This is a genomic window from Desulfomonile tiedjei, from assembly GCA_016212925.1.
In the GTDB taxonomy this organism is placed as follows: Bacteria; Desulfobacterota; Desulfomonilia; order Desulfomonilales; family Desulfomonilaceae; genus JACRDF01.
Genome location: JACRDF010000026.1, coordinates 23,041 through 48,316 on the forward strand (window position 1 = coordinate 23,041; position 25,276 = coordinate 48,316).

The following is a 25,276-nucleotide window of genomic DNA, read 5'->3' on the forward strand; positions in this document are numbered from 1 at the left end:
ACGGTCACCCTAAAACTTGTTCCACCTTTTTGAGCAATTCCAGCGGGCTGAAAGGCTTCGCGAAGTATTCGTCAGCGCCGGCTTGGAGCCCCTCTCGCCTGTCAGTGGACTGGCCCTTGGCGGTAAGTAGAATTATTGTGCAGTCCCTGGTTGTCGGGTCGCGTTTTATTGTGCGAGTGGCTTCAAGCCCGTCCACCGGGCCTGGCATCATAATGTCCATCAGAATCAGATCCGGTTTTTGGGCCTGAGCGATCTCTATCGCTTGTGTCCCTGTTTCGCCCTTCAGGATCTCGTATTCTCCTCGGGAAAGGGTTGCTTCAACAAGGTCTCTGACTTCTTCGAGATCGTCCACGATAAGGATTTTCTTCATTGTCCGGCATCCTTCAGGTCACTTTGTTACGAGGTCGCGAAGTTCAGATTGAACATAAACCGTAACATGACGCGGCAGAATGCCACATTGTATCATTAACGAGCTTGGAACGGTAGACTTGAATAGTGCTTTTCGGCTCTTTTGCAGCAAGTTGCGGCCGTGGCTATAGTCATCGGCGCCAAGCGATCTCTTATACAGGTTGCCAGAAGTAATGTCCGTTTGGCCATGAGACGGTCAGTCCGGTTTTCAGAACGTTTCGAAAGAGCCTACTTTGCAGGACGGCTATGACGCCCGTCGTTCCCGCGAAGGCGGGAACCTTGTAGGCACCGGCCTCCGTGCCGGTGCACATTTTGGCCGGCAGGGACGCCGGCCCTACGATTCCTGCTTTCGCAGGAATGACGGAATGGAGTGCCTGCAAATCGGACAGGAGATGTGGCAACTGCTATAAAACCGGCGCGCTTTCATTTGAGTAACATTGAGAACGCCTGTCGCGGGATTCGAGGACGGCTTGTTCGCTCCCTAACAGAATGAAGAAAGCATATACATAGCAGGCGGCGCTAAGCGTCACCGTTGGCTCAGGGCAATCGTCTCTCCGTGCCTGAGCGCGACGAATTCCCCATCAGGCAAGTTTTTTGATTTTCGCGCCTGTTCAAGCCGTTTCGGCGGTTCGTCAAGCGGCTCGTCGCTGAGCACAAAAGTCCCCCAGTGTATGCCGACGGACTTCTTTGAGCGGACATCCAGATGGACCCGGACCGCCTCGTCGGGATTCATGTGAGAACTCCGCATGAACCATCGAGGCTCGTAGGCTCCGATAGGGATGGCCGACAGGTCAAACGGTCCCAGTCTTCGGCCTATTTCCTCAAATATACCGGCGTAGCCCGAGTCGCCCGCAAAATAGAAACTAAAACCTTCTGATCTTATCACCCAGCCGGCCCACAAGGTTTGATTTCGAGGCGTCAAAAGCCTCTTGCTCCAGTGCCGAGCCGGAACCGCGATGATTTCCAGGCCGTCGGCATGTTGCACGTCCCACCAGTCCATTTCTCGCACATTCGTTATGCCGAGATCCCGGAACCATTCCTTCAGCCCGAGCGGCACGAAGAATATGGTTTCTCGGCCCCCTTCCCTGTTGTACAGATCCATTATGGTGGGCTGATCCAGTGAATCGTAATGATCATGGGAGATGACGACGATGTCGATTCGCGGAAGGTCTCGGAGCGCCAATCCCGGCGGAATCACTCGCTTGGGGCCTATCCATTGAAGCGGCGACGCGCGCTGAGAAAATTGGGGGTCTGTCAGTATGTTCTTGCCGCCCAGTTGCAGCAAAATCGTGGCATGGCCGATCCATGTGAAAGTTGTTTTGTTGCTGTTGGACTTAAGATCCTGCGGGTCATTCTTGGCCGGAGGGAAATTGTAAGTCGCTTTCGGAGGAAGTCCCTTCCGGAAACGCTCCCATTGCCATCGCAAGAGGTCGGTGAATCCACGTTCGTCAACGGAATCAGGATTCTTGAAGCCTGACGCTGTGTGGTGCGACTTGCCGGAATCGAGTGACCGATCGGCAGAACTTGGCGCAACAAGCATTACCGCTCCAGCGAAAGCCGCAACAAACAATAGTAGACTACACCAGGTCGTTGGCATCCGAAGCACCCTGACGAAATTGAAATAATAGCGGATGTAAGACTTCGCAGAACTTCAGAGACATTTGAAGGCACCCCTTCAGAAGCTCCCAATTATTGCAAACAATTTTGCTACCGGCAGGTGTCCGGCGTAGCTGAAGGGAGCACCGCCAGTTGATCAGAGACTCAGCCTCAGCCCTTGCCTTCGCAGAGGCAAGGGCTGCAAATCATAGGAGTTTTTGGGGTGGGGTCCGGGGAGGCCCTTTTTGCAAAAAGGGCCTCCCCGGCCACTCTTCAAATAACTCATAGGTTTTGCAGCCACCTTAGATCAACTTTTGGTCCCGGGCGAGAAAATCTCTTTGAAAAAAGACTGCATCGCTTGCCAGGATCTCCGGTTGGCCGATTCGTTGTACGCCGCTCCTTTGCTGTTGTCCGTACCCGCGGCAGGTGTAGTGAACGCATGAACCGAGTTGCCGTAGAAGATCATTTGCCAGTCCACGCCTGCTTTCCGCATCTCGTCCTCGAATGCCGCGACTTCCTTGGGGGGGACAAATGGATCGTCCGCGCCGTGCAAGACCAGCAGTTTTGCCTTTATGTTCTTCGCGTCATTCGGGTTGGGTGTGTCCAGGCCGCCGTGGAAGCTGACCACTCCTTTAATGTCCGCACCGCTCCGGGCCAATTCCAGGCCAACAGTGCCGCCGAAACAGTATCCGATCACGGCAACGCGGCTCGGGTCAACAATTTTGTTTTTCTTCAATTCCGCGAGCGCCGCGTGGATACGCTGTCGCATAAGCTCACGATCGGACTTGTATTTGGTGGCCAACGCGGACGCCTCCTGGGTATTCGCGGGCCGCACGCCCTTGCCGTACATGTCCGCGACAAAAGCAACGTACCCCAGACCGGCCAATTTGTCCCCTATGCTTCGGTAATGCTCGCCAAGCCCCATCCAATCAGGGACCACAAGGATACCGGGACGACGGCCCTCTGCATCCTCGTAACTGAGGTACCCTTCGAGAGCTACATCATGGTCTTTGTACTCGACGGTTTCCTTGTGAGACGCGGCGACTGCCTGAGTAGCGAGCAGTGTGGCCAGCATCAACATTAGCACTAATTTCATTTCCGTCTCCTCTTGCACTTACCAACTGTACATGGAATCAATTTCAGTGATTCCATGTGGCAATTATGATGCGAGATTTGAGCGAAAGGATTCAGTCATCCTCATGTGTTTGTTGCGAAGTGAAAAAAGATAGAACTCCCGGTAGGTGCTATAATACAATAGAAATACCGGGCGTTGTTCGTCGGCAAGCGGCAACCATTAAAGGAAACACCTGATCTTTCATTTCTGAGCAAACATTCAATCCGTTCGTTGCGCAGGAGGAATCATGAAAAGTCTGACTGTCGCTCTTGTCCTGGTCCTGTTTTCTCTGGTTCAGGCGGATGCGCAGAGCTATTCCAGGGGTGGTTATCAGTCCAGCAGAACCACGGTGGATGTGCGTGTCAATTCAGACCAGGGAAGCTATTCGGCAAGATCCTTCAGCAGCTACTCCGGCCCGGTTTCGCGAAGGATCTACCGGCCCCGATACATAGGACCTGTTTACCCTGGAACTGTCTACTATCCGCAGTTCGAAGGGACATATTTCTCCACTGGGGATTCCTCCATAATGATGGGCACCGAATACATGGTTCCGGTGCGGCCCGTGGTTCCGGTGAGGCCATACAGATACCGGTATCGGTGAGCCTGACTGGGATACGGTGCAACTAGCCTTGTGGGGCAGGCCCGCGAGCCGCGGGATTCCAGCCTGCCTGTCCTGGAAAGCCAATAATGACAGGCCGGAAAGCCTGTCCCACAAGATCGGCCACAGTAGGATGTGGTGAGCGAAGCGAACCGCATCTGTCGGGAAAAGAGCAGTGGAACGCGAATGATGCGGTTCCCGTTGATCACCGCATCCTACGGGAACTTGGAAATGGGAGGTAGGCATTGTGGTAAAGGATTTCACGAACAGCAACGTGAAGCGGGTTGGCCTTTTGACTATGCTCGCCTTACCGGTAGTTGCCGCAGCGATCTTAATCTCGCCAAAGGCGATTTTTGCCGACGGTTCGACCGCTCGTTTTGGCGCAGGCGGAATTGAATTCCTGAAGAGTGAAGACATCCGCATGCTGGAGGAAGTCCTTGAGATTTCCACAAAACTGATACGAGTCAGATTTCGCTTCCTGAATGAATCCGGAAAAGACATTCACGCCACTATGGCATTTCCGCTGCCGCTCTATCCATCGTTCTTGATTGATCGCCGTTCAGGAATCGGACACCCCGCGGATTCAATCATGGATAGTTTCACGGTTCGGATTGACGGTCACCTGGTATCACCGAAGATAGATCGTAAGGCTATCCTGAATAACGGTGATATCACGGCTCAGCTGCGCGAGATTGGGTTGTCCGAGGCACAGATTTTTGCGGCTTTTGAGCTAACGAAATATGAACAAGCTGCAATGGAGAGACTGGACGAAAAGAAGCGAGCACTTCTTCAATCGAATTGGGAAATATCTGAAACTGCTTTTTGGCAACAGACCTTTCCGGCAGGAAAAGAAATTGTTGTGGAGCACACCTACAAACCGGCCGTCGGAAGCTTCCCCGACGCCTGGTTTGGTACGTGGATGCGCCGAAAAGACGATGAAGTGTGCCTCCACGATGTTACGGCACAGGCCATCGAGAATCGTGTGAAAGCCCTGGACACTGGGGGTGACGGAATGGTTAACGTTAGAACTGAAGACGTAGAATACATCCTCTCCACGGGGAGGAACTGGAAGGGACCAATCCGAAAGTTTACGCTGAGGATCGAGAAGGAAAGCCCGGATCAGTTTGTATCTCTTTGCTTCCCCGAAAAGCCCAAGAAAGTTCGCCCGACGGTGTATGAATTTGTGCAAAAGAATTTCGTCCCACCCGACAAACTTGTTGTTTATTTCTACACTGTTGGCCCGTGAGCGCGTAGGATGTGGTGAGCGAAGCGAACCGCATCTGTCGCGAAAAGAGCCGTGCAACACGAACGATGCGGTTCGCTTCGCTCACCACATCCTACGGGAAAGGGTACATTTCCATTCCACGGGTGGGCACCCGTGGCTACCCATGGTTTGCCCCTTCGGGGCAACAAATCCTCTCTCTCCCGTCGTAACCGGATGCTTCCTCTGACCTCGCTTTACCGGTTGACAAACCGGCCCAAGAGCGTAGAATATTAGCTGATTGCTCCGCCGAACAACACACCGTAATGCAGTAGTGTTTCCAGGCCCCAGCAAATCGTACTAAATTGAGGATCAAAGCCTCTTTTGTGGTAGACAAGGTGTAGCCTGCGTAGGATGTGGTGAGCGAAGCGAACCACATCTGTCGGGAAAAGAGGCGGAGCACTCGAACGATGCGGTTCCTTTTGGTCACCGCATCCTACGGGAACTTGGCCTCGTAAAGTAGTTTTCCCTGTGCCCCGCTAAAGAAATTTTATGTCTTGACCAGTGGGCAGCTTCCGCTGTCCGCGGAAGATGCCCACTGGACACGATACAAAAGTTTTTGGAGAGGGGTGCGGGGAGGAACCTTTTTACAAAAAGGTTCTCCCCGCTCTTTCTTCTTCATCCCTCATCATACGGAGGTAGTTCATGGGTGAAGCAGAGCGAAAGATCCTGGTGGTTGGAGGCGGCATTAGCGGCATGACCGCTGCCGTCGAAGCCGCGGAAGCAGGAGCGGAAGCTATTATAGTGGAGAGGAACCCTTATCTGGGCGGCCGAGTCACTCTTCTGAATCAGTATTTTCCCAAGTTGTGCCCGCCAATTTGCGGCCTGGAGATCAATTTCAGGCGCATCAAACAGAACCCCAAGGTTACTTTTCACACGCTTTCCGAGGTGACTTCCATATCCGGCGAACCTGGCAACTATGAGGTCACGGTGCAGGTGAATCCGCGGTATGTGAACGACAATTGCACTGGATGCGGGAAATGCGGTGAAGTTGCAGAAACCGAGATTTCCAATCCGGTCAACTATGGGATGGACAAAGTCAAGGCAGCATACCTGCCCCATGCAATGGCCTACCCTTTTAAGTACGTCATTGCGCCGGAAATAATCGGCACCGATGAAGCCAAGAAATGTGCGGACGTCTGCCCGTACAATGCAGTAGACCTCGACATGAAGGCCGAAACCATCACGTACAAGGTCGGGGCCATAGTCTGGGCCACGGGTTGGGACCCTTACGACGCGACCAAAGTCGATTACCTGGGTTTGGGAACCGTTCCCAATGTGGTAACGAGCGTCATGTTCGAGCGCCTTGCTGCACACAACGGTCCCACAGGCGGGAAAATCCTGCGACCTTCCGACGGCAAGGAAGTCAAAAGCGTGGCATTCGTGCAGTGCGCGGGGTCCAGGGACGAGAACCATCTGCCGTATTGCTCGGGCATCTGCTGCCTGGCTTCGTTGAAGCAGGCCACATACATCCGTGAGCAGGTCCCTGACAGCAACGCGTTCATCTACTACATCGACGTGCGTGCTATGGGCAAATACGAAGACTTTTACACCAAGGTCGATCAGGACGAGAACGTGACCCTCACCAAGAGCAAAATCGCCAGGATCTCTCCGGACCAGGAATCCGGCGGCGTGCTGGTGGAAGGCGAAGATATCGTGAAAGGTCAAATGGTCAAGCAGGTCGTTGATTTGGCGGTCCTCGCCGTGGGAATGGTCCCCGGCACAGCGACGCTAAAACCTTCGCTTGAGATGGAATACGACAACTTCGGCTTCGTGATGTCTTCCGGGCAATCGGGGATAGTGCCGGCGGGGTGCGTAAAAGCGCCTATGGAAGTTGCCGCTTCGTTGCAAGATTCGACAGCCGCGGCCCTCAAAGCCATTCAGCGTACTATGGGGAGGTAGTGTTTATGGATCAGAAAATCGGAGTCTATATATGCTCAGGATGCGGCATAGGAGAATCCATAGACGTGGACGCCCTCTCCGCGGTCGCCAATGAGTTCAAAATAGCCAAGTGTGTCTCAAACCCGACGCTTTGCAGCCAGGAAGGTGTCGGGCAGATCAAACAGGACATCGAAGCGGGCGAGGTCGACTGCGTAGTTGCCGCGGCCTGTTCCGGCCGAGTCAAGACCGACGAGTTCTCATTCGATCCCATGACCACCATAGTGGAACGGGTGAACATCCGGGAACACGTTGTCTGGTGCCAGCCGCCAAATCACGAAGACACCCAGATGATGGCGGAAGATTACATGCGCATGGGCCTGACCCGTGTGGAGAAGTCCACCCTTCCCAAGCCTTACCAGGAAGCGACGGACAAGAACATTCTGGTCATAGGCGGTGGAATAAGCGGGCTGCAAGCCTCCCTCGACGCGGCGGACGCAGGCTATTCGGTTACTCTGGTCGAAAAGGAGCCTGAGCTTGGCGGATACATGGCCAAATGGCACAAGACAACACCCAGCGGTCCGCTTTATCAGGAACTGGAAAACATAACCATTCAGGATACCATCGACCGGGTGAAGGCCAATGCCAACATCGCGGTCAAGACCGCGGTTACCATTGACAAGATCGCCGGCGCTCCGGGCATGTTCGACGTGACTCTGACCGGTGGAGAGGCTTTGCGAATCGGTTCCGTAGTGCTGGCCGCAGGGTGGAAGCCATACGATCCAGCCAAGCTGGAGCACCTCTCCTACGGCAAGTTCCCTGATGTCATTACCAACGTCCAGATGGAAGAGATGGCAAAGGCAGGCAAGATCACCTGCCCCTCGGACGGGTCGGAGCCTTCGGTGGTGGCCTTCATCCAGTGCGCGGGGTCCCGCGATGCCGACCATTTGCCGTACTGCAGCGCGGTCTGCTGCCGAGTCTCTTTGAAGCAGGCCGAGTACGTGAAACAGCAGAACGAAGAAAACAAGGTCTTCGTGTTTTACAAAGACATTAGGACCCCTGAACAGCACGAAGAATTCTACAAGAAGGTCCAAAAAGACGGCGTGGTCTTCGTCAAGACCGACACAGCGAAAGTCGCCATCAGCGAGGGCTCCGAGCGCAAACTCAGCATCGAGACCATGGACGAGCTGCTCGGCGAGCCGGTGCAGGTGGAAGCTGACATGGTCGTGCTTGCCACGGGCATGCAGCCGGCAGTTCTCGACGATCCGATACTGAACTTGCAGTATCGACAGGGGCCCGCTCTGCCTGACCTCAAGTACGGTTTTCCCGACTCCCATTTCGTCTGCTTCCCTTACGAGACTCGGCGAACCGGAATCTACACCGCGGGATGCGTCAGACAGCCCATGACCGCCACCCGAGCCACAAACGACGGCACCGGAGCCGCAATGAAGGCTATTCAGTGCGTCGAACTGACATCTCAGGGGCGGGCGGTTCACCCGAGGGCCGGGGATATGTCCTATCCGGAGCTTTTCGTCCAGCGGTGCACCCAGTGTAAGCGCTGCACAGAGGAATGCCCCTTCGGCATGTACAACGAGGACGAGAAAGGCACACCACTGCCGCATCCGACTCGTTGCCGTCGATGCGCAATTTGCATGGGCTCGTGCCCTGAACGTATAATTTCCTTTAACAACTACTCTGTGGACATGATCGGCTCCATGATAAAGTCCATTCATGTTCCGGACGAGTATGACGAGAAGCCTCGGGTCATAGGCTTGATCTGCGAGAACGACGCTTTCCCTGCCGTGGATATGGCTGGTCTTAACAAGTTGCAGTACCCGCCATGGGTGCGATTCATCCCGCTGCGGTGCCTGGGATCCATCAACCTGGTCTGGATCGCGGACGCGCTGTCAAAAGGGATTGATGGAATCGTCCTCTTTGGCTGCAAGTTCGGCGATGACTACCAGTGCCATTTTATCAAAGGCAGCGAACTGGCGAACACTCGAATGGACAAGATCAAAGAGACGCTGGATCGACTGGTGCTCGAATCCGACAGAATCAGGCTCGAACAACTGGCCATCAGCGACTACAAGCGTATACCCGAAATACTGGAGGAGTTCACCGCAAGACTGGAAGAACTCGGTCCAAACCCGTACAAAGGGTTCTAACAAGAAAACGGGAGCCATGGAAGGCTTGCAGGGGGGAACTTTTTGCAAAAAGTTCCCCCCTGCACCCCCCTCAAAAACTCCCATATTTTGCTGACGCTTGAATCACGGCGTCTGTGAGTTAAGAAGGTGCGAGTTATTGTATGTCGGCTCTATGAAATATAGGAGCTGACCTAAGGACATACGAGAGTTTGTGGGGAAGGGTTCACCAGACCCCTCCCCAAAAGGAAGCATTATGGAAGCTAAAATACCTTTCTTGGAAGTTAGTGATGCGATAGTCATGTCCGGCGCGGAGACGCTTTACTGGTGCATGCAATGCGGCCTTTGTACCGGGACTTGCCCCTGGCGATTGGTCCCCGGCGAGGCATCGGAGCAGTTCAACGTACGTATGGTGCAACGCCTGGGCCAACTGGGTCTCGAAGGCTTCGAGTCCGAGAATTGCCTCTTTGCCTGCACAACTTGCCGGGCCTGCGTGGACAGGTGTCCAAGAGGCGTGGACATCATCGGTAATGTCCGCGGCATGCGCAGTATGCTCGCGGAAGTAGGAACTATTCCGCCCAGCCTGAAGCCCATCGCGGGAAGCTTGCATGCTCAAGGTAATCCCTGGTCGGGAGATCGCAACAAACGCACGGAATGGATCAAGGATGTCGCGGTGCCGGAATTCTCGAGCGACACCGAGTATTTCCTCTCCGTTTGCTGCACCTCGTGCTACGACCAGCGGAGCCAGAAGATAGCCCGGTCGGTGGCAAAGGCCCTCACAGCAGCCGGCGTTAGTTTCGGCATCATCGGCAATGAAGAAAGCTGCTGCGGTGAGTCCATCCGGAAGGTCGGCGATGAGGAACTCTTCCAGAAGCTGGCCAAGTCAAACATAAATCTGTACAACAGCAAAGGTGTGAAGAAAATTATCGTCACTTCTCCTCACTGCTTGTATACCTTCAAGAACGAATATCCTGAGCTGGGCGGTGAATACGAAGTCGTGCACTACACGGAAATCCTCGCGCTAGCCGTTGCGAAGGGCAACCTGAAACTCTCCGGCGATGCTGCAGGTCCGGTGGCAATGCATGACCCGTGCTACCTCGGCCGTCACAACAGTATCTACGATCCTCCACGCGACCTCATTTCCGCAATCCCTGGCGCAGAGCTGAAGGAACTCTCCAGAAACCGCAAAAATAGCCTCTGCTGCGGCGGTGGCGGCGGAAGAGTCTGGATGGAAACCAAGGCCGGCGAAAGATTCGCGGAACTTCGTATCAACGAAGCTTGCGATGCCGGAGCCAAAACTCTGGTAACCTCCTGCCCTTACTGCATCACCATGCTCGAGGACTCCTGCAACGTGCTCGGCAAAAGTGACAACCTCCGAGTCATCGACCTGTCCGAATTGATCGCTGAAAAGCTTTAGGAGGGGAAAGAGAGAAGGCAATGCGGGTGGAGACCTTTTTGTAAAAAGGTCCTCCCCCCGCACCCCCCTCCCAAAAACTTCTATATCATGCTAGGCATGGGGCTTCCGGTTGACGGAAGCCCCATGCCTAGCACTATACAAAGTTCTTGTGATACGGCCACGGGCAGACTCCCTCATACCGGCCTCGTCTAAAGCCAGTGCCGCGGTTCAATAAGCCGTAGGGGCACGGCGTGCCGTGCCCAAGTCCACGTCGCTGCAACTACCTGAAACTCTCTATCGCACTTCGATTGCTCTCCCAGGTGGCTGGGTGGCCCGGACGCCACCGCGTCCGGGTTCCGAAGGAACAAGAGGGGCTGTTCGGCAAACGCTGACAACTCCGACAATTCTCGTGCACAATATTGCAAGCTGGAAATCCCCTCCTGTCGCTGCGCGACCCGGACGCGGTGGCGTCCGGGCCACCCACCATCCCCAGCCAAGTGCAAACAAGGCAATTCACGGGTTTACCGCCAGTTGGGCCAGTCCCGCCCTTTGACGGTGCAGTTCTCTCTTGTCTTTAACAAACCAAAAAATTGTCCGTCTACAAGTTCAGTGAGACCGATTCAGTGGTGAAAGGAGATCGTGGTGAACGAGAACCGCGTGGAGGCCGCTACCCTGGCAATCATACTAATAGTAGTCGTTACATTGGTTGAATCAGGCCTTTTGGACGGGATTCTCAGATAGGAAATTTAGTGGTACAACGCCATTGTCGTCGCTCGCGACAATGGCGCAAAATTATGGGAGTTTTTGGGGAGGGGTTCGGGGAGGCCCTTTTGTTCGGCCTCCCTTAAAGCTCCTCCAGAAACACGAGGGAATTGATTTCTTGTCCGCGCAGGTGCCTGACAAAGGATGACAAAGCCTGCCGCAGCTCTGCAATTCCATTTTTACTCAGCCTCAGCCGTTTGGCCACCGGCCTTTCCACTTGGAGCCCTTTGCGGATCACGGCCAATGTGTCCGGCGACAGCAAGAGCGACCTGTCTTCATCAATGCCGATGCAACCCGGATGGCACGCTCCGCCGCGAGCCGGAGAAAAGATGGCGTCCTCCCCTCGCGCCAGAGGCCGTCCGCATTCGGGGCATACGTCAAAGCGCGGGCCATAGCCGAGCATGCCGAGAAGGCGAATTTCGTCCAGCAGCAAAAGGAGCGGGCTCAAATCGTCGCTTTCGAGGCTACCGAGGAAGTTAAGCATAAAATCGAAAATCTCTTGATCGGGCTGGTCCTCCGGAAGAAAGACCGAGGCGAGTTCGAGGAAATAGGAAGCGAGCGCCACTTTGTGTATGTCCGATCGGATTCCGAGAAATCCATGCACTGCCTGAGATTCATCGATCCATACCAGGTCGTCTTTTTTGCGAGGCCTCAATGTGAAATCGACCATCGAGAACGGCTCAAGATGGCCGCCAAAGCGCACGCGGCTCTTCTTGGCGTTTTTCGCGACTCCTCTGAGCCAGCCGAGGTCGCGGCTGAAAAACACCACCAACTCATCGGCTTCTCCCCAATCCTGCTTTTTGAGAATAAGAGATCTAACCATAAAAGCCCTTCGGTCGGTACAGCAGAATTGGTTTCAAAACCTCCGGAATTTGGAGAGAAGGCTCCCCAGGCCGCTTCAAAGAAGTTTATAGATTATTTGCTTTTCCGCTTCCGAGAGACAGCGGAAGCGGAAAAGCAAACAGGATATAAAAGTTTTTGGAGAGGGGTGTGGGGAGGAACCTTTTTACAAAAAGGTTCTCCCCACAATTCCTTCCGCTCATCGAAAGCCTTGGGCTTCGCCGTAGATCTTGTGATCCCTAACCCATGCTCTCTGAGCTTCTATGAAAGCTCGGGTTTGTCCCGGCTCTTTGGCTGCCAATTCATCCAGCTTTGCACCGGCGGTCTTTTGCATGGCAGGATTCGCCACCAGGACCATCCCGCCGACGGCCTTTTCGGCTTCCTCGTTTGCAGGAGCGCCTTTTAGGGACAAGATGGCCAGGGTGTTTATTCCCCACGGCCTGAAAATACTATCCGAGGCCCGTTCCACGGCAATGATGGAGGCTTGAAGCGATCGGTAGTCTCTCATGTCGTCCAGGCACCCAAAGGCGGTCTGCAGGGAGTCCAGTCGTCGAGACGAAAGATTTGCGAAAGCCTGGACCTTTTGCTTTTCACCACGTCCCGAAGATGGAAGAATCCGGGCCAGTTCCTGTGCTCCCTGTTTCTGAAACGTCAGGCCCCAATGAAGGAAGCTGAACCCGTCGGCTTCCTCCAAGAACTGCTGGCCCTGTGAGATTATCGCTCTGTAAATTCTTTCGGCCCCTTTGACGTTGCCCTGCTTTTCCAAGGACTTACCGCGCTCTATCGCCGCGGCTGCGTAATCTCTGAACATGGCCCACGGCACCGGCTTGTGACGTGCATCCGAAGCCGCTGCAAAATCACCGTGATAGATTTCAGGGAATCCGCTTCGACTCATGGCCGCGGCCTTAAGTAACACCTCCACTCCGGCAGCGGAAGGATCTATTCCGGCAGGGCCGCGCTCCTGCTCGTACAAGCGCTCCAACTCCTTGAACTGGGCGACTGCGGTCCCCGAGGTTGTACGGGCCAGCCCCGGGAGGTCTTGGCTGGATTTGAGCCCTAGCCGCGCCAGGACTTCCAGCGCGGCCTGGAACTCATTAGCCGCTTCCTGCTGAGCGCCGGTCGGGAAGGCCGCATTGGATGTCACAATGTAGTTTATTGACAGCGGCCTCTCGAGCCACCATTGGCCCTCTTCCAGCACCCAGAGCAGAGTCATGGAAAGAGTCGAAGGTTTCGGATACTGTGGGGCCAGCACCGGCCCACGAAAGACAAGCGAAGCCCTTACCCGCTCCGTTGTTCCGTCTTCGGACTTCATTCTTTCGTCGATTCGGCTGCTCTCCAGCTTCAATTGATCCGTCCGGTAGCGTTTGAGGAAGTTTTCCACCTCTGCGGTCCCGATTTCTTTTCCGCTAACGATGTCCGGATGGATCACTTTTACGATGCCCGAGGCATCCTGAGCGCTGACCATAGCCACGAACCGCTGCATGGCCTGCTCCGGATCCGGCGGCTTCGAAAATATAGAGAGTACTCCTATAATTCCCGTCACTGCCAAGCAGTAGAAATTGGTCTTTGGAAAGGGCTTCATCTTTCTTGTCACCGAGGGGCTATTTCGCGGCACATGAAACCTTTGTGATCCGGCTAGACGGCAAAACTGCACGCCTGTCGCCTCACAAGAGGTGGGCGTTCTTTATCCTGTTCCGCAATGTACTTCAAGGTGATTTTGAACGCGGTTGGACTTGGCCGGAGAACGATCATGAAGAAATCGACGGCGCGTTACCGAGCATCTGCTTTTCAATAAGCCTGCCCAAAGCTTTTCGAATCGTGCGGGAAGACAGGATAAGGGCTTGAATGAAAAGCAGGTCCCCGTACAAGCCGATCAGAATTGCCGCACTTCCGGCCACCCCGAAGCATTCCACCGGGCGAAACGGGGAAAAAACCAGGGCCAGAAAACCGAACAGAATCACCACGCTCCATGCAGCGATTTGCTTGGCGGTTAGCTTGTAAGCACGACTGACACAAGCCTCGATTCCTTGCTCCGGATGCAATGTTATTTCTCGTTTCAACTGAGTCAGGTAGTGAATGGTATTGTCCGCGGCCAATCCAATGGCCACTGTGGCTACGAAAACCGTAACACTGTTCAGGGTATAGCCGAGCCAACCCATGACACCAAAGACAGCGGCCACCGGGGCTATGTTGGGTAGCAGACATAAAAGGCCGAGCATCGGTGAGCCCAACTGAATCATCATCAAAGCCGTGATGATGAGCCCCGCGAGAAACAGCGACCAAATTTGGTCCGCTATCACAGCCGAAGACTGCTCGGCTACCAAGACCAATTCTCCGGTGATCGAAACCTTTGACGCTCCGTTCATGGTGTCCTTGGCTGTAGAAAGGATTCTTTGAATAGTGTCGTGGACCGGAACAGAAGAAGAATTCCTGATGCGGACGGAAATATGAAGCTTGTCCTGCGCGGGGTTGAGGAATCTATTGAGGATTCGTTCACCGCCGGTTCCGAAACGAGTCATGGCCAGCAGTTGTGGGATAAGGGCCGGGTGTGAGAACAGTCCATCCTGTTTGCCGCCATCGCTGCCCACGAGACCGTTCAGATACTCCAAAAACGGCAAAATGGAATCCACATCCGCCACTTCCGGGATCTGCTTCAGGCGCTTTTCCAGTTCAGCGACCCTCTTCCACAATTCGGGCTTTTTGAAGTCTTGGCTCTCGCCTTCCAGCATCAGCTCGACTGATTGAACCGGTGAAAGCCTTTCTTCCACAAAAGAAATGTCTTGAACTTCCTTCGTCGAACCCTTCAGCATGCTCAGAATCTGGGTATCGGTGTGGATCATCGGCGTCCCCGCAAGCAGCACAGCCGTTGCCAGGACCCCGATCAAAACCAGAAACCGGGGGCGCTTGAATATGCTTTGTTCCAACCCCAGTAGCACCCTGCCCAACCAATCCCTCAACATCCCCGAATCACCCGGCAGGTCCAGGGACTTTATCGTTACAAAAAAGGCCGGGGTCAGAATCATGGCCAAAACGTATGAAGTCATCACCCCGAATGACATGATGAAACCAAGCTGCCGCACCATAGGGATGGAGCTGATCATCAGCGTCCCAAAGCCCACAGCGGTCGTTGCGGAACACACCAAACACGGACGGGCCAGCCATCGCACCGCCTGCTTGATCGCGCCGGTTTTGCTCGCAGAATCCTGGTAGAACTGATGGTACCGCACCACCATGTGAATAACGATCTCCAGGGTAGTGATCAAAATGAAGCCGAAAGAAAGCGCTGTGGTTGAATTCAGTGGGATGTCCAGGGCTGACATGAGCCCAAGCACCCAGAGGACGCACACGCAAAGTATGATATTCGCCACCAAGGTCATGGAGGCTTGCTTGAAAACGTACAGCGAGACAACGGTACAAATCAGGAGGCTCATCAAAGCGAACATCATTCCCGTTTGAATGTTGTAGCTAACAACGGCCATGCGAATTAGGGGCGCGCCTATGATTCGGTATTCCGTGCCGGGCTCTACGTGATCCCGCGTGATCTTCGAAATCGCGTCCACCAATCGAGCGCCGACATCCGGATCAAACCTCCATTCCTCCTTAACTCTAACCAAGACACCCGCGGTTCTGAGGTCACCGGACAAAAGAAGACCGATCATGGGCAGGGCCTGCCTGAACCTCGCCAAATCCGCGGGATCGGGTAGCGACAGGGAACCACCCGCGGATGAAATGACCGGATAAACCCCCAACCTATCCCCTTTGTGTTGAAAGACCCGCAAATTGGCCAGGCTGATTACTTCGGAGACTTTATCAAGCGCCTCAATGCTTCTGCTAATGGCGTCTAAAGAGCGCAAGAAACCCGGATCATTCGCGCCGGACTTCGAACTTATGGCGACAAGGATGAATTCGTCGCTGCCAAATTCTTCGAGGAAAGTCTTGTACTGAGCATATGACGATGATGTGGTTACCATCGCGGATTGCAGGCCCCAATCCATTTTGAGGTTCGGCACCAATAGGGCCAGGACAACGGTCATGACCGCGATGACGGGTACGAGGATTCTGCGCTGATCAACAATTAGATCGAGCAGGTTCTTGCGTGAAAGATCGAGTCTGTCCTTTTCCTGCAAAACTCCCCCTGCTGCGGTCCCGGCCGCGGTACATATCAGCCAACTGGAGAGAGAATATATTTGACGGCCGTAACTGCCTATTTTTCTCCGCTCTGCGCCGGTATTGCAAACATTTTTTATAACCGGGCGGAATCATACTATTTGCGGCCGAACGCTGAACGTAGAAACGAAAAAGGTTTAGTCCGCCTTCGTAGGTCCGCGGCCCGTTTCTATACCAACTCCCTTGGCGGCGAGCGCCACAACGAATAATGAAAACGCCGGTAGCGCCGGCATCTTGCCGGTTGCCTTCGAGGCGTTTTCATTATTCGTTGTGGCGATTTTCTGCATGGAAGTTGGTATTAATCGCCAATTGCTATAACTATAAGTAGTGTGACTTAGCGGAGGTAAATATGGAACGGTACGTGTGCGACGTTTGCTACTATGTTTACGATCCCGCTGTGGGAGACCCGGAAAACGGAATCCCCGCGGGGACCTCTTTCAACGATTTGCCGTCCGATTGGGTCTGCCCACTGTGCGGCGTTGGTAAAGAGGCCTTTGCTCCGGAATAAAGGGGATGCTTTACTGCTGGACAAAACTCGTCCCAGAGGCCGTCTCGCCGGCCTAGGGTAAGAAATCTAAAACAAGTAGTCATTCAGTTTAGCGAGGAAAACAACTCGCGCGAAACATGTCATTGCTTCGCTACGCTCGCAATGGCAGATGACTGACAACTCCCCGCGTAAGCGAAAGGTTACGAAAACACGATGATTTTCCTTGACAATGGGGCTTTTTCTTCTGTAATCTATGCTTGTTCCATTAAATTCTAAGGCATCCTTCGTTCCCCGCCTGTCCGGTCGTTCCGGGGAGTGGGGGGTGGCAACTTTGTTTGCGCGCGGACGCGCTGTGTCCTTTTCCGGTTAGGAGGTAGATATGCGCTGTAATCCTTCCGTGCCAAGAATTCTCTGGCTTGCTTGCCTGATTCTTCTCGTGGCCACCCCCAACGCGGCCCTGGCTCAGGGCTGGAATTGGCTGCCGTTTGGCAGCTCCTTCGATCTCGGCGGTTTCAAGGCAGAGACCTTTGCCAAGGCCGGGTACCAAAGACTCGGTCTGAATTTCGACATAGACATCCCTGAGCGGAACGCCGGGGTAGGTTTTCTGGAGCTTTCGCCTGTCGATTTGAACCTCAGGAATGAATATTTCTGGGTCGGGTCAGTCGGGGTGAATGTTCAGTCGGCAAGTGGCTTCGGGGCCTTCCTGAGCGTCGAGGGCAATTTGAGGAAAAATTTCACTGTTCAGACGCCCATTGAGCCTGAAAACGCCGCCACCCTTGGTGGGTTGTTACTCCGGGGGGCGTCGTGGGAAGGTTCCGGCTTCGAGTGGTGGAACGTCGACGGCGGCCTGACTCTGGCCCTCCCCTCCTGGGCATCACTGGTCGGAGGGGTTCGCTGGGACCACCTTACGCTCAAGATGGGCAACCCATACAATGCTGTCAACGAGTACGCCTTGGACCGTTACCAGGCTGATTTCCGCTCAAAGGTCATTATACCCTACTTTGGTTTTCAACTTCTGGGGCAATCCTATAAGGCGACATTTATTGGCAGCCCTTTTGCCAGTGTGCAATTCAAGCTCCCCTTTGTCTTTGTCAACAACGGTGTTCAGCCTATTGATGAAGCCCGGTACAAGCTGTTCACCACAGGTGGTTTTCTCGAAGGGACAGTTGATTACTCGTGGAAGCTGGCAGCAACACCGGCATACTTAGACCTGTGGGCCAGGGCCAACTGGATGCGGTTCTCCGCAACAGGAGAAGAACTGTTTTCGAATTTTGACACAGTCACCCCCCTCACGCAGCAACTGGAAAGTGGCAAGGCGACGCTGTCGCGTTACACTTACGGCTTTGGGCTGAGCGCAAACCTGGCGTTTTAGAAGGCGGTTGGCAGAGGTTCTAAAACGCCGGACCGAGCGGTCTCACTCCGAAAACCAAGGCAGAGGATCGGGAGGAGTTTTTATCATAGTCTCGAATGGACAAGTTTGAGGGATATAGAGCGGCGACACGTCTCATATCCTCTCCTAGCCCCAACCGACCCCCCGCGTCGGCTGGGGTTTTCTTTTTCGTGAGCCCTTGAAACTCCTCTTTCGGTGACGACGCCCACTCAAGGCGTTCCAGCAGAGGGGCAACTAGCCGGTCCCTCCTCTTTTCGACCCACAATGAGGATGTCGCTGGCCAGGTACGCATAACGGGATGTAAGAAACTTTACGGATCTGCGATACCAGCCAAAATTCTCCAGGCCGGCCATCAATCGGATTCTGTTGCGGAAAAGGCGAAAGCCAGCGACGTCGGTCACCACGAAGTTGGCAGAAGCTACCTGTTCAACTAGGGATCGTAAGGAACAAAATGCCATGCGGGAGGCTCTGTCTGCGTCTCTCCAGTTGGACTGCGTGCCCAGACAGACGGATTCCTTTTCCTGGTAGATCTTTCTGAAGAACTTCTTGAAGCCGCTGGAAATACTGGGCGCCCAGGAAATCGGGTTGTAAACAAAGAGCTGTCCACCGGGTTTCAGCACACGATACGACTCGGCCAAGATTTCGTCGGTATTTGGAAGATACATCAGCACTTCGTTGCACACCACGGCATCGAGTGATCGATCCCGAAATGGCAAGCCGTCGACGAGATTCACTTGGCAGAGATTCTGATATACATCTTTTCCCGCAGCCTGGCGCAGTTGGGGTTCGTATAAGTCCAGTCCAAACCATTGCCATCCCTTAGCCATCCCGCAAAATTCTGCGAGACGGCCCGGCCCGCACCCCACGTCCAGGATCCGCATATCCGAGGATAGGTTTTTCCTTTGGTTCAACAAACACTTGCGGAGATAGGGGAAATGCGCGAATTTCAGGCGATATCGCCCCCGATGGTGAAACCAGGCAATGTCATTTATTGGAGCGTTTTTCATAACATGGTTCTGCCGAGACAACGCGGATCGCGCCTGACAATCTTTCGCCGGAGGTAACCGCCAACGGTCGCGTTCCAGGAATGGATACCCCGCTGACTACCCAATATGCCTCATCGCGGCCCACTTATTCAAGCATGAGTTCAACTGCCGGGACCAAACGGGGCCGCGAGTACCACATACCACAAGGAGCCAAGTGTGCCTCATCGGTCTGACGAGAACCTATTCGGCCATCCGATAGGGCTTTCCGTATTGTTTCTCACCGAGACGTGGGAACGGTTCTCCTACTACGGAATGAGGGCTTTGCTCGTTTATTACATGGTCAAACAGCTCATGTTCACACAAGGTCAGGCGTCACATATATATGGGTTGTACACGGGCTTTGTCTATCTAACGCCGTTCTTCGGGGGTATTCTCGCGGACCGTGTGCTCGGCCAACGCAAGACAGTGATTCTCGGCGCGGTTTTGATGGCGCTAGGCCATTTCCTGATGGCCTTTCAGTCCCTCTTTTTCCCGGCCCTCGTTTTCCTGATCCTGGGAAACGGCGCTTTCAAACCCAACATTTCCACCCAGGTGGGCAATCTCTATCCTGCCGGAGACCGGCGGCGAGACAGGGCTTTCAGCATATTTTACGTGGGCATCAACGTGGGGGCTTTTTTTTCTCCATTGGTTTGCGGCACCTTAGGTGAGATTTACGGCTGGCATTATGGGTTCGGAGCCGCGGGCGTCGGCATGGTAATAGGACTCTGCATCTATCTGGTGGGGCAGCGGTGGTTGGCCCCGGACAATCTGGCCAAGACAAAATCGATTGAGAAGACGGCCCCGGAGCAGTTCACAAAAACCGAAAAGAACAGCCTATGGGGCCTGCTTGTAGTGTGCCTCATCAGTGTGGCTTTTTGGGCGGCTTACGAGCAACAAGGAAACACGATCGCGCTTTGGGCAGACGTCAACACCGACCGCCATATTTTCGGCTGGGAGTTCCCTGCGTCGTGGTTCCAGTCTCTTAATCCGGCTTTTGTCTTCCTGTTTACCCCCCTGGTTATGACGTTTTGGTCACGGCAATCAAGAAGAGGCAAGGAACCGCCGACAGTCTTGAAAATGGCCTTCGGCTGTTTCTTGCTGGCATGCGGATTCTTGATCATGATTCCGGCAGCGATGGTGTATGAAACGGCCGGAACCCGGGTCAGCATGTGGTGGCTGGTCGTTTTCACCATTTTGGTCACTCTCGGCGAGCTGTACCTTTCTCCGGTAGGGCTTTCACTGGTGACGAAACTTTCTCCCGCGAGGGTCGTTTCCATGATGATGGGGACCTGGTTCTTATCTTCGTTTCTCGGGAACTACGCTGCCGGGCTCCTCGGCCATTTCTGGGAGAAGATGGCCAAAGATATCTTTTTTCTTATGATCGCAGCGCTTGCATTCGCAGCGGGATTAGCTATTCTGTTGGTCCTCGGACCATTGAAGCAGGCCATAGGCCCGGAACATGACATGTGATCCGATGCATCGCTCGTAGGCTTCTCGATTTGAGGCATAACCATGAAAGGCCGCGACAAGGCCATTGATAATACGACACGCGAATTGACCGAACTGCGGCAAAAGGTCTTTGAACTGGAGTCGGTGAAGGTTCGCAGCGAACGAACCGTCCAAGACTTGCGCAAGCTGTTGAGCATGCAACAAGTGATCCTGGACAGTATTCCGGACATAGTCTGGCTCAAGGACGTGGAGAGCCGGTTCCTGGCGGTCAATGAAGCCTTTGCCAAAGCATCGAAGAGAACCAAGGAAGATCTGATCGGAAAAACCGACTTCGATTTCTGGCCGGCCAGTCTGGCCCAAAGGTACCGCGACGATGATGTCCAGGTCATGAAGTCCGGCGTAAAGAAGGTCATCGAAGAAACCCTGGCCCATTCGGAAAACGAGAAAGTCTGGATAGAAACCATAAAATCTCCCGTTCACGATGATATGGGACATGCGATTGGCACTGTCGGGATTTCCAGGGATATCACAGAGCGCAAACTTGCCCAGGAGAGGATCCAGGCCGAACTTGCCGTTGCCGCTCGAATTCAAAAAAACATGTTGCCGCAGGATTTTCCCCACCTGGCCCCGACGGACGCCTTCGATCTCTATGCGCTGATGAGCCCCGCGAGAGAGGTGGGAGGCGATTTTTACGATTTTTTCCTGGTTGACAATGACCACTTGTGTGTGTCCGTAGGTGACGTTGCCGGCAAAGGAGTTGCTGCTGCGCTCTTCATGGCGATCACAATAGCCCTTCTAAGGAGTACGGCGAGAGAGACATCGGCCCCTGATGCAATCCTGAACCGCTTAAACAGAGAATTGGTCCGCGGCAATGACGCGTGCATGTTTGTAACCGCGTTCTGCGCCATACTCGATCTGCGGACAGGGAGTCTTTCATACGCCAATGCAGGCCATCAACCGCCCTTGATTTGCACCCGGGAAAAATCAATTGCTTGCCTGGCCGCACCCAGTGGCCCGCCGCTGGGCCTCGTGGACGGAACCAGCTACAGGGAGGAATCCCTGACGCTCGATCCCGGAAACATTCTTTTCGCGTATACGGATGGCGTAACTGAGGCCTGTGACAAGCAATCGGCATTCTTTTCCGAAGATAGGCTCGTACAAAGGGTATTGGAACTGAAGGCCGGCACCTGCGAGAAAATAATATCAGGGGTGATGGAATCCGTGGCTTCGTTCTGTACCGAAACGGACCAGACAGACGACATCACCATGCTGGCTCTAGCGTTCAAGGGACGGCATGCTGCCGAACGAGGGTGAAGACGCTCCCTGCGCTAATGGGCCGCGCTCTATCTCCCCATCAGCCCCAACACGCCTATTATTACCAGATAAACCCCGACGATCAGATACATCAAATCGGGCCGAATAAGTATCAATATACCTGCAATGAGAGCTAGTACAGGCGAGAACCTCGGGTGTATCCTCATGGTCAATTCCTCCGCATACTAATTGCTGACCTCAATCCGTTATTGTTGTCATTACGGTAGGTATGGACCCTGGTATTGTCAATCTTGGAGCCGGTAGCAGTAGTGCGACCCTTCTTTGACCCGAGCGGCAAGGCCTTGCTCCTCCAGGGCATCCAAATGTCCTTCGGTTGCCGAGATCCCGTAAAAGACTTCTATGCCTGAGAGTGGGCCGAAGAGTTCAGTTGCCACCATGAACTGAGTCATTCCGGCCTTTTTCTTTGCGATCTTCTCGCCCTGTGCCAGGATTCGGTGTACTTCTTTGCTTCGTTTGGCGTGTTGGTCCCGGATCCTACGGATTCGCGTGGCAAGGTCCTCAAAAGTTCTTCCATGTCCGGGCAAGATCCTTTTCGCGGCCAGGCCGTTGATCCGGTCCAGGGACGCCCGATGCTCGGTCAGGCTTTTGTACCCCCCGGAACCGGTCTTACGCATGGCGGGATTAGGGAATATTTCGGTCAAGAGCGTGTCCCCGGTGAACAGTGTTCCGTCCGCTCGGTTTAAAAGGCACACGGAACCCGCGCTATGGCCGGGAGTATGGATCGCCTGAAGCTCCAAATCATCAAATCCGAAAACCATGCCTTCGCTTATAGGCGTTTCAGCGGCAATCGGATTGCACATTCCCCTATGGCGGGCGAAAACCACTTGGATCAATTCGTCCGCGAGGTCTTTCGGTATCCCCGCTTCCGCGAAAAACTTTCGGTAATTCTCGCGTATATCTATCAATTGCTCATCCGGATTGGCCACCCATTGAATGCTGTCCCAGGGGTGAACGAAGACTTCCGCTCCGCTGATTTCAGCGATTCTCCCGGTTAATCCGATATGATCCATATGGCCGTGAGTAGTAATTATCCTGCGAAGGTCGCCGAGTTTTCCGCGCTGAGCTTCTATCGCTGATTTGATAGTTTCCAGGCCCTCTTCAGTGTTAACGCCGGTGTCAATCAACGTGGGGACGGAATCCGCAATGTAGTAGCAATTCACCCATTTAACGGGGTAAGGGATCGGAACTTGTATCCTCGTGATTTTGGTCATGAGCCTCGCTTGTCCTGCTGCTCGTTTATGTCACATCCGTGCGAAACGACTGGTTTGTCGCCAATTCTTTATGGGGCATCTCGAAAACGAGTGCCGGGCGTGTATTAGCGTCATTCCGGCCAAAGCCGCGGCCCGGGTATTTTCGAGCATAAGCGATATCACCTGCCTTCCATACAGTCAAACCTGTTGACAAGTCTTTGGTGAACGGGCAATGAATGACAGTGCAAAGACCGACTGCATCACACGATCAATCACCAAATTCCGGAAGGGAAAAACCATGGTTAAGGTCACGTGCTTCGGGGCCGCAGGTGGCGTAACAGGCTCCAATTTTCTTGTTGAAACTTCGAGAGGGAGGAGCCTCCTTATAGATTGCGGGCTTTTTCAGGGTGGCAAAGAGATGGAGCGTCGCAACTGGGAGCCTTGGGGCTACGACCCGAAAGAGGTCAAAAACCTGATCCTGACACATGCCCATATAGACCACAGCGGCCGCATCCCAAAATTGGTCAAGGACGGTTTTCGCGGAAAGATCATTACTTCTCCCCCCAGTGCCGAACTGTGCCAGGTGATGCTTCCCGATTCAGCCCACGTACAGGAGATGGAGGCCGAATGGCGGACAAGGAAACGTCGCCGCCAGGCCAGGCAGCATGTGGAACCTCTGTACACGACTGAGGATGCTGAGCGGAGCCTCCAATATTTGGTCCCTACGGAGCTTGATACCGTAATTGATGTTGAGCCCGGCATCAAAGCCAGGCTCAGGAACGCGGGCCACATCCTCGGCTCGTCCATTGTCGAACTGTGGATCGAGGACGAAGGAAAGGAAACAAAAATAGTCTTCTCCGGCGATCTGGGGAAGGAAGATCCCTTGATAGTACAAGATCCCTTCGAGATCGGAGAGGCGCACCATGTATTTCTCGAATCGACCTACGGTAACCGGACGCATCGGTCTCTAGAGGAGAGCAAAGAGGAGCTTCTCAGTGCGATTGAGTATGCCGTGTCCAACAACGGAAAGGTGATTATTCCCGCATTCGCGGTGGAGAGGACCCAGGAACTGCTCTATATTCTCGGTGAATTCTCACGAGCAGGCAAACTCCCCAATATTCCAATCTATCTGGATAGTCCCCTTGCCATCAAGGCAACTGAGATATTTCGCAAGAATAAACAGTATTATGATGAGCCTGCCAGTGCAATGGTCGGGCGGGGGATTGATCCGTTCGATATGCCAAACCTCAAGTTCACGCCGACAACGAACGAGTCCATGAAGATCAACCAATTGCCGGGCTCCGCGATTGTCATTTCCGCCAACGGCATGTGCACGGCAGGCCGAATAAAGCATCATCTGAAGCACAACCTGTGGCGGCCGGGCGCAAGCATTATCATGGTGGGATTTCAGGCCGAAGGCACTACGGGACGGCAAATCGTGGAAGGAGCGAAATTCGTCACGATTTTGGGGGAAAAGATAGCGGTCAGAGCAAAGGTTTTTACCATTGGCGGGATCTCCGCGCACGCGGATCAGGAAGACCTTCTCTCCTGGGTTGGCCATTTCTCGAAAAAGTCCAGCCCGCGGGTCTTCCTTATTCACGGAGAGCCTTTGTCAAGCGAGTCGCTCGCCGCGGCAATCAGAAAGAATTTCGGACTTGACGTGTACGTGCCCCGATGGCGTGAAACGTTAAGCCTTGAGCCGCGCGAAGGTCTCCCCGAGGTCTTGCCTCATGTCGTCCCTGCGGATTTGCGACGACAAAAAATGCTCGAAATGACCGAGGACCTGGGAATCGAGGTCGCCAAGTTAAGAGACCGGTTGCTCAGTGAGGCACAAAAAATGTCCGAAGAAGACGTGGAAAGGCTCACAGAGATCCGCGACGAATTGCAAGCGATTGTAGCAGGGTAGACGCCCTATAACGATTTTCGATCGGGAATGCTTGCAGCCGTTCTAATATCAATTCACCCCTAAAACAGTCACTCGGATTTTCATCGTGTCCGGCACTGACCTGGTTCCCAGGTCAGTGGCACCCAATATTTTCAAGTCCGAACCGGTGTCATACCAGTTCGCTATTATTCTCGTAACATCAAGGATAGCAGCTGTCATTGCGAGAAGCGAAGCGACGAAGCAATCTCTCGCCACTGAGATTGCTTCGGGCTCGACGCCCTCGCAATAACAACTTTCGGCGATGTTATATTTTTTATGGCGAACTGGTGTCGGGTGCCACAGACCTGCCCAAGC

At 54.0% G+C, this 25,276-nt stretch carries 19 protein-coding genes; 10 read left to right on the top strand and 9 right to left on the bottom strand.

From position 1 onward, the window contains the following. Positions 1-4: 4 nt before the first annotated feature. The 3 genes from HY913_12135 to HY913_12145 all read right to left on the bottom strand — a co-directional run bounded on the left by HY913_12135 (position 5) and on the right by HY913_12145 (position 3,100). The gene (locus HY913_12135; GenBank protein MBI4964018.1) at positions 5-370 is read right to left on the bottom strand and encodes a response regulator; all 366 of its coding nucleotides are present in this window, start codon (positions 368-370) and stop codon (positions 5-7) included. Positions 371-934: 564 nt separating this feature from the next. Next, positions 935-1,948 (bottom strand): MBL fold metallo-hydrolase, encoded by a 1,014-nt coding sequence (locus HY913_12140; GenBank protein MBI4964019.1) that lies wholly within the window; start codon positions 1,946-1,948, stop codon positions 935-937. Positions 1,949-2,311: 363 nt separating this feature from the next. Next, positions 2,312-3,100, bottom strand: a complete 789-nt coding sequence (locus HY913_12145; GenBank protein MBI4964020.1) for a dienelactone hydrolase family protein — start codon at positions 3,098-3,100, stop codon at positions 2,312-2,314. Positions 3,101-3,365: 265 nt separating this feature from the next. Here HY913_12145 and HY913_12150 point away from each other — a divergent pair, with 265 nt between their 5' ends. The 5 genes from HY913_12150 to HY913_12170 all read left to right on the top strand — a co-directional run bounded on the left by HY913_12150 (position 3,366) and on the right by HY913_12170 (position 10,413). After that, the gene (locus HY913_12150; protein MBI4964021.1) at positions 3,366-3,719 is read left to right on the top strand and encodes a hypothetical protein; all 354 of its coding nucleotides are present in this window, start codon (positions 3,366-3,368) and stop codon (positions 3,717-3,719) included. A 244-nt stretch (positions 3,720-3,963) separates the two neighbouring features. Continuing rightward, the gene (locus HY913_12155; protein MBI4964022.1) at positions 3,964-4,962 is read left to right on the top strand and encodes a DUF4424 family protein; all 999 of its coding nucleotides are present in this window, start codon (positions 3,964-3,966) and stop codon (positions 4,960-4,962) included. Between the two features lie 660 nt (positions 4,963-5,622). After that, positions 5,623-6,879, top strand: coding sequence for a CoB--CoM heterodisulfide reductase iron-sulfur subunit A family protein (locus HY913_12160; protein ID MBI4964023.1), 1,257 nt, complete (start codon positions 5,623-5,625; stop codon positions 6,877-6,879). A gap of 5 nt (positions 6,880-6,884) precedes the next feature. Beyond that, positions 6,885-9,020 carry a hydrogenase iron-sulfur subunit gene (locus HY913_12165; GenBank protein MBI4964024.1) on the top strand — a complete coding sequence of 712 codons (2,136 nt, stop codon included), beginning with the start codon at positions 6,885-6,887 and terminating at the stop codon, positions 9,018-9,020. A 232-nt stretch (positions 9,021-9,252) separates the two neighbouring features. After that, positions 9,253-10,413, top strand: a complete 1,161-nt coding sequence (locus HY913_12170; protein ID MBI4964025.1) for a (Fe-S)-binding protein — start codon at positions 9,253-9,255, stop codon at positions 10,411-10,413. An 823-nt stretch (positions 10,414-11,236) separates the two neighbouring features. Here HY913_12170 and recO read toward each other — a convergent pair. The 3 genes from recO to HY913_12185 form a co-directional block, all read right to left on the bottom strand. Next, positions 11,237-11,977 carry a DNA repair protein RecO gene (recO, locus tag HY913_12175; protein MBI4964026.1) on the bottom strand — a complete coding sequence of 247 codons (741 nt, stop codon included), beginning with the start codon at positions 11,975-11,977 and terminating at the stop codon, positions 11,237-11,239. A 216-nt stretch (positions 11,978-12,193) separates the two neighbouring features. Beyond that, the gene (locus tag HY913_12180; GenBank protein ID MBI4964027.1) at positions 12,194-13,576 is read right to left on the bottom strand and encodes a hypothetical protein; all 1,383 of its coding nucleotides are present in this window, start codon (positions 13,574-13,576) and stop codon (positions 12,194-12,196) included. A 166-nt stretch (positions 13,577-13,742) separates the two neighbouring features. Continuing rightward, positions 13,743-16,121 carry an MMPL family transporter gene (locus HY913_12185; protein ID MBI4964028.1) on the bottom strand — a complete coding sequence of 793 codons (2,379 nt, stop codon included), beginning with the start codon at positions 16,119-16,121 and terminating at the stop codon, positions 13,743-13,745. Between the two features lie 389 nt (positions 16,122-16,510). Between HY913_12185 and HY913_12190 the strand changes: the two genes are divergently transcribed. Then, positions 16,511-16,669 (top strand): rubredoxin, encoded by a 159-nt coding sequence (locus tag HY913_12190; protein ID MBI4964029.1) that lies wholly within the window; start codon positions 16,511-16,513, stop codon positions 16,667-16,669. Between the two features lie 358 nt (positions 16,670-17,027). After that, positions 17,028-18,020 (top strand): hypothetical protein, encoded by a 993-nt coding sequence (locus HY913_12195; protein MBI4964030.1) that lies wholly within the window; start codon positions 17,028-17,030, stop codon positions 18,018-18,020. A gap of 227 nt (positions 18,021-18,247) precedes the next feature. On the opposite strand, the gene HY913_12200 is transcribed toward HY913_12195, so the two are convergent. Continuing rightward, positions 18,248-19,045 (bottom strand): class I SAM-dependent methyltransferase, encoded by a 798-nt coding sequence (locus HY913_12200; GenBank protein ID MBI4964031.1) that lies wholly within the window; start codon positions 19,043-19,045, stop codon positions 18,248-18,250. Positions 19,046-19,240: 195 nt separating this feature from the next. Here HY913_12200 and HY913_12205 point away from each other — a divergent pair, with 195 nt between their 5' ends. Continuing rightward, entirely contained in the window at positions 19,241-20,533 is a 1,293-nt protein-coding gene (locus HY913_12205; GenBank protein MBI4964032.1) for a peptide MFS transporter, read from the top strand. A 42-nt stretch (positions 20,534-20,575) separates the two neighbouring features. Then, the gene (locus HY913_12210) at positions 20,576-21,826 is read left to right on the top strand and encodes a SpoIIE family protein phosphatase (protein ID MBI4964033.1); all 1,251 of its coding nucleotides are present in this window, start codon (positions 20,576-20,578) and stop codon (positions 21,824-21,826) included. A gap of 29 nt (positions 21,827-21,855) precedes the next feature. On the opposite strand, the gene HY913_12215 is transcribed toward HY913_12210, so the two are convergent. Then, complete coding sequence (locus HY913_12215) at positions 21,856-21,993, bottom strand: DUF3096 domain-containing protein (GenBank protein MBI4964034.1); 138 nt, start codon at positions 21,991-21,993, stop codon at positions 21,856-21,858. Positions 21,994-22,071: 78 nt separating this feature from the next. Next, complete coding sequence (locus HY913_12220; GenBank protein ID MBI4964035.1) at positions 22,072-23,058, bottom strand: MBL fold metallo-hydrolase; 987 nt, start codon at positions 23,056-23,058, stop codon at positions 22,072-22,074. A 277-nt stretch (positions 23,059-23,335) separates the two neighbouring features. Between HY913_12220 and HY913_12225 the strand changes: the two genes are divergently transcribed. After that, entirely contained in the window at positions 23,336-24,943 is a 1,608-nt protein-coding gene (locus HY913_12225) for an MBL fold metallo-hydrolase (GenBank protein MBI4964036.1), read from the top strand. Positions 24,944-25,276 lie beyond the last annotated feature (333 nt).

Bases quoted from the DNA above. Each gene is read 5' to 3' on its own strand.
- recO (MBI4964026.1), bottom strand. From the start codon at position 11,977: ATGGTTAGATCTCTTATTCTCAAAAAGCAGGATTGGGGAGAAGCCGAT.
- HY913_12225 (MBI4964036.1), top strand. From the start codon at position 23,336: ATGGTTAAGGTCACGTGCTTCGGGGCCGCAGGTGGCGTAACAGGCTCC.
- HY913_12200 (MBI4964031.1), bottom strand. From the start codon at position 19,045: ATGAAAAACGCTCCAATAAATGACATTGCCTGGTTTCACCATCGGGGG.
- HY913_12145 (MBI4964020.1), bottom strand. From the start codon at position 3,100: ATGAAATTAGTGCTAATGTTGATGCTGGCCACACTGCTCGCTACTCAG.
- HY913_12150 (MBI4964021.1), top strand. From the start codon at position 3,366: ATGAAAAGTCTGACTGTCGCTCTTGTCCTGGTCCTGTTTTCTCTGGTT.
- HY913_12190 (MBI4964029.1), top strand. From the start codon at position 16,511: ATGGAACGGTACGTGTGCGACGTTTGCTACTATGTTTACGATCCCGCT.
- HY913_12160 (MBI4964023.1), top strand. From the start codon at position 5,623: ATGGGTGAAGCAGAGCGAAAGATCCTGGTGGTTGGAGGCGGCATTAGC.
- HY913_12180 (MBI4964027.1), bottom strand. From the start codon at position 13,576: ATGAAGCCCTTTCCAAAGACCAATTTCTACTGCTTGGCAGTGACGGGA.
- HY913_12210 (MBI4964033.1), top strand. From the start codon at position 20,576: ATGAAAGGCCGCGACAAGGCCATTGATAATACGACACGCGAATTGACC.
- HY913_12170 (MBI4964025.1), top strand. From the start codon at position 9,253: ATGGAAGCTAAAATACCTTTCTTGGAAGTTAGTGATGCGATAGTCATG.
- HY913_12195 (MBI4964030.1), top strand. From the start codon at position 17,028: ATGCGCTGTAATCCTTCCGTGCCAAGAATTCTCTGGCTTGCTTGCCTG.
- HY913_12220 (MBI4964035.1), bottom strand. From the start codon at position 23,058: ATGACCAAAATCACGAGGATACAAGTTCCGATCCCTTACCCCGTTAAA.
- HY913_12140 (MBI4964019.1), bottom strand. From the start codon at position 1,948: ATGCTTGTTGCGCCAAGTTCTGCCGATCGGTCACTCGATTCCGGCAAG.
- HY913_12215 (MBI4964034.1), bottom strand. From the start codon at position 21,993: ATGAGGATACACCCGAGGTTCTCGCCTGTACTAGCTCTCATTGCAGGT.
- HY913_12135 (MBI4964018.1), bottom strand. From the start codon at position 370: ATGAAGAAAATCCTTATCGTGGACGATCTCGAAGAAGTCAGAGACCTT.
- HY913_12165 (MBI4964024.1), top strand. From the start codon at position 6,885: ATGGATCAGAAAATCGGAGTCTATATATGCTCAGGATGCGGCATAGGA.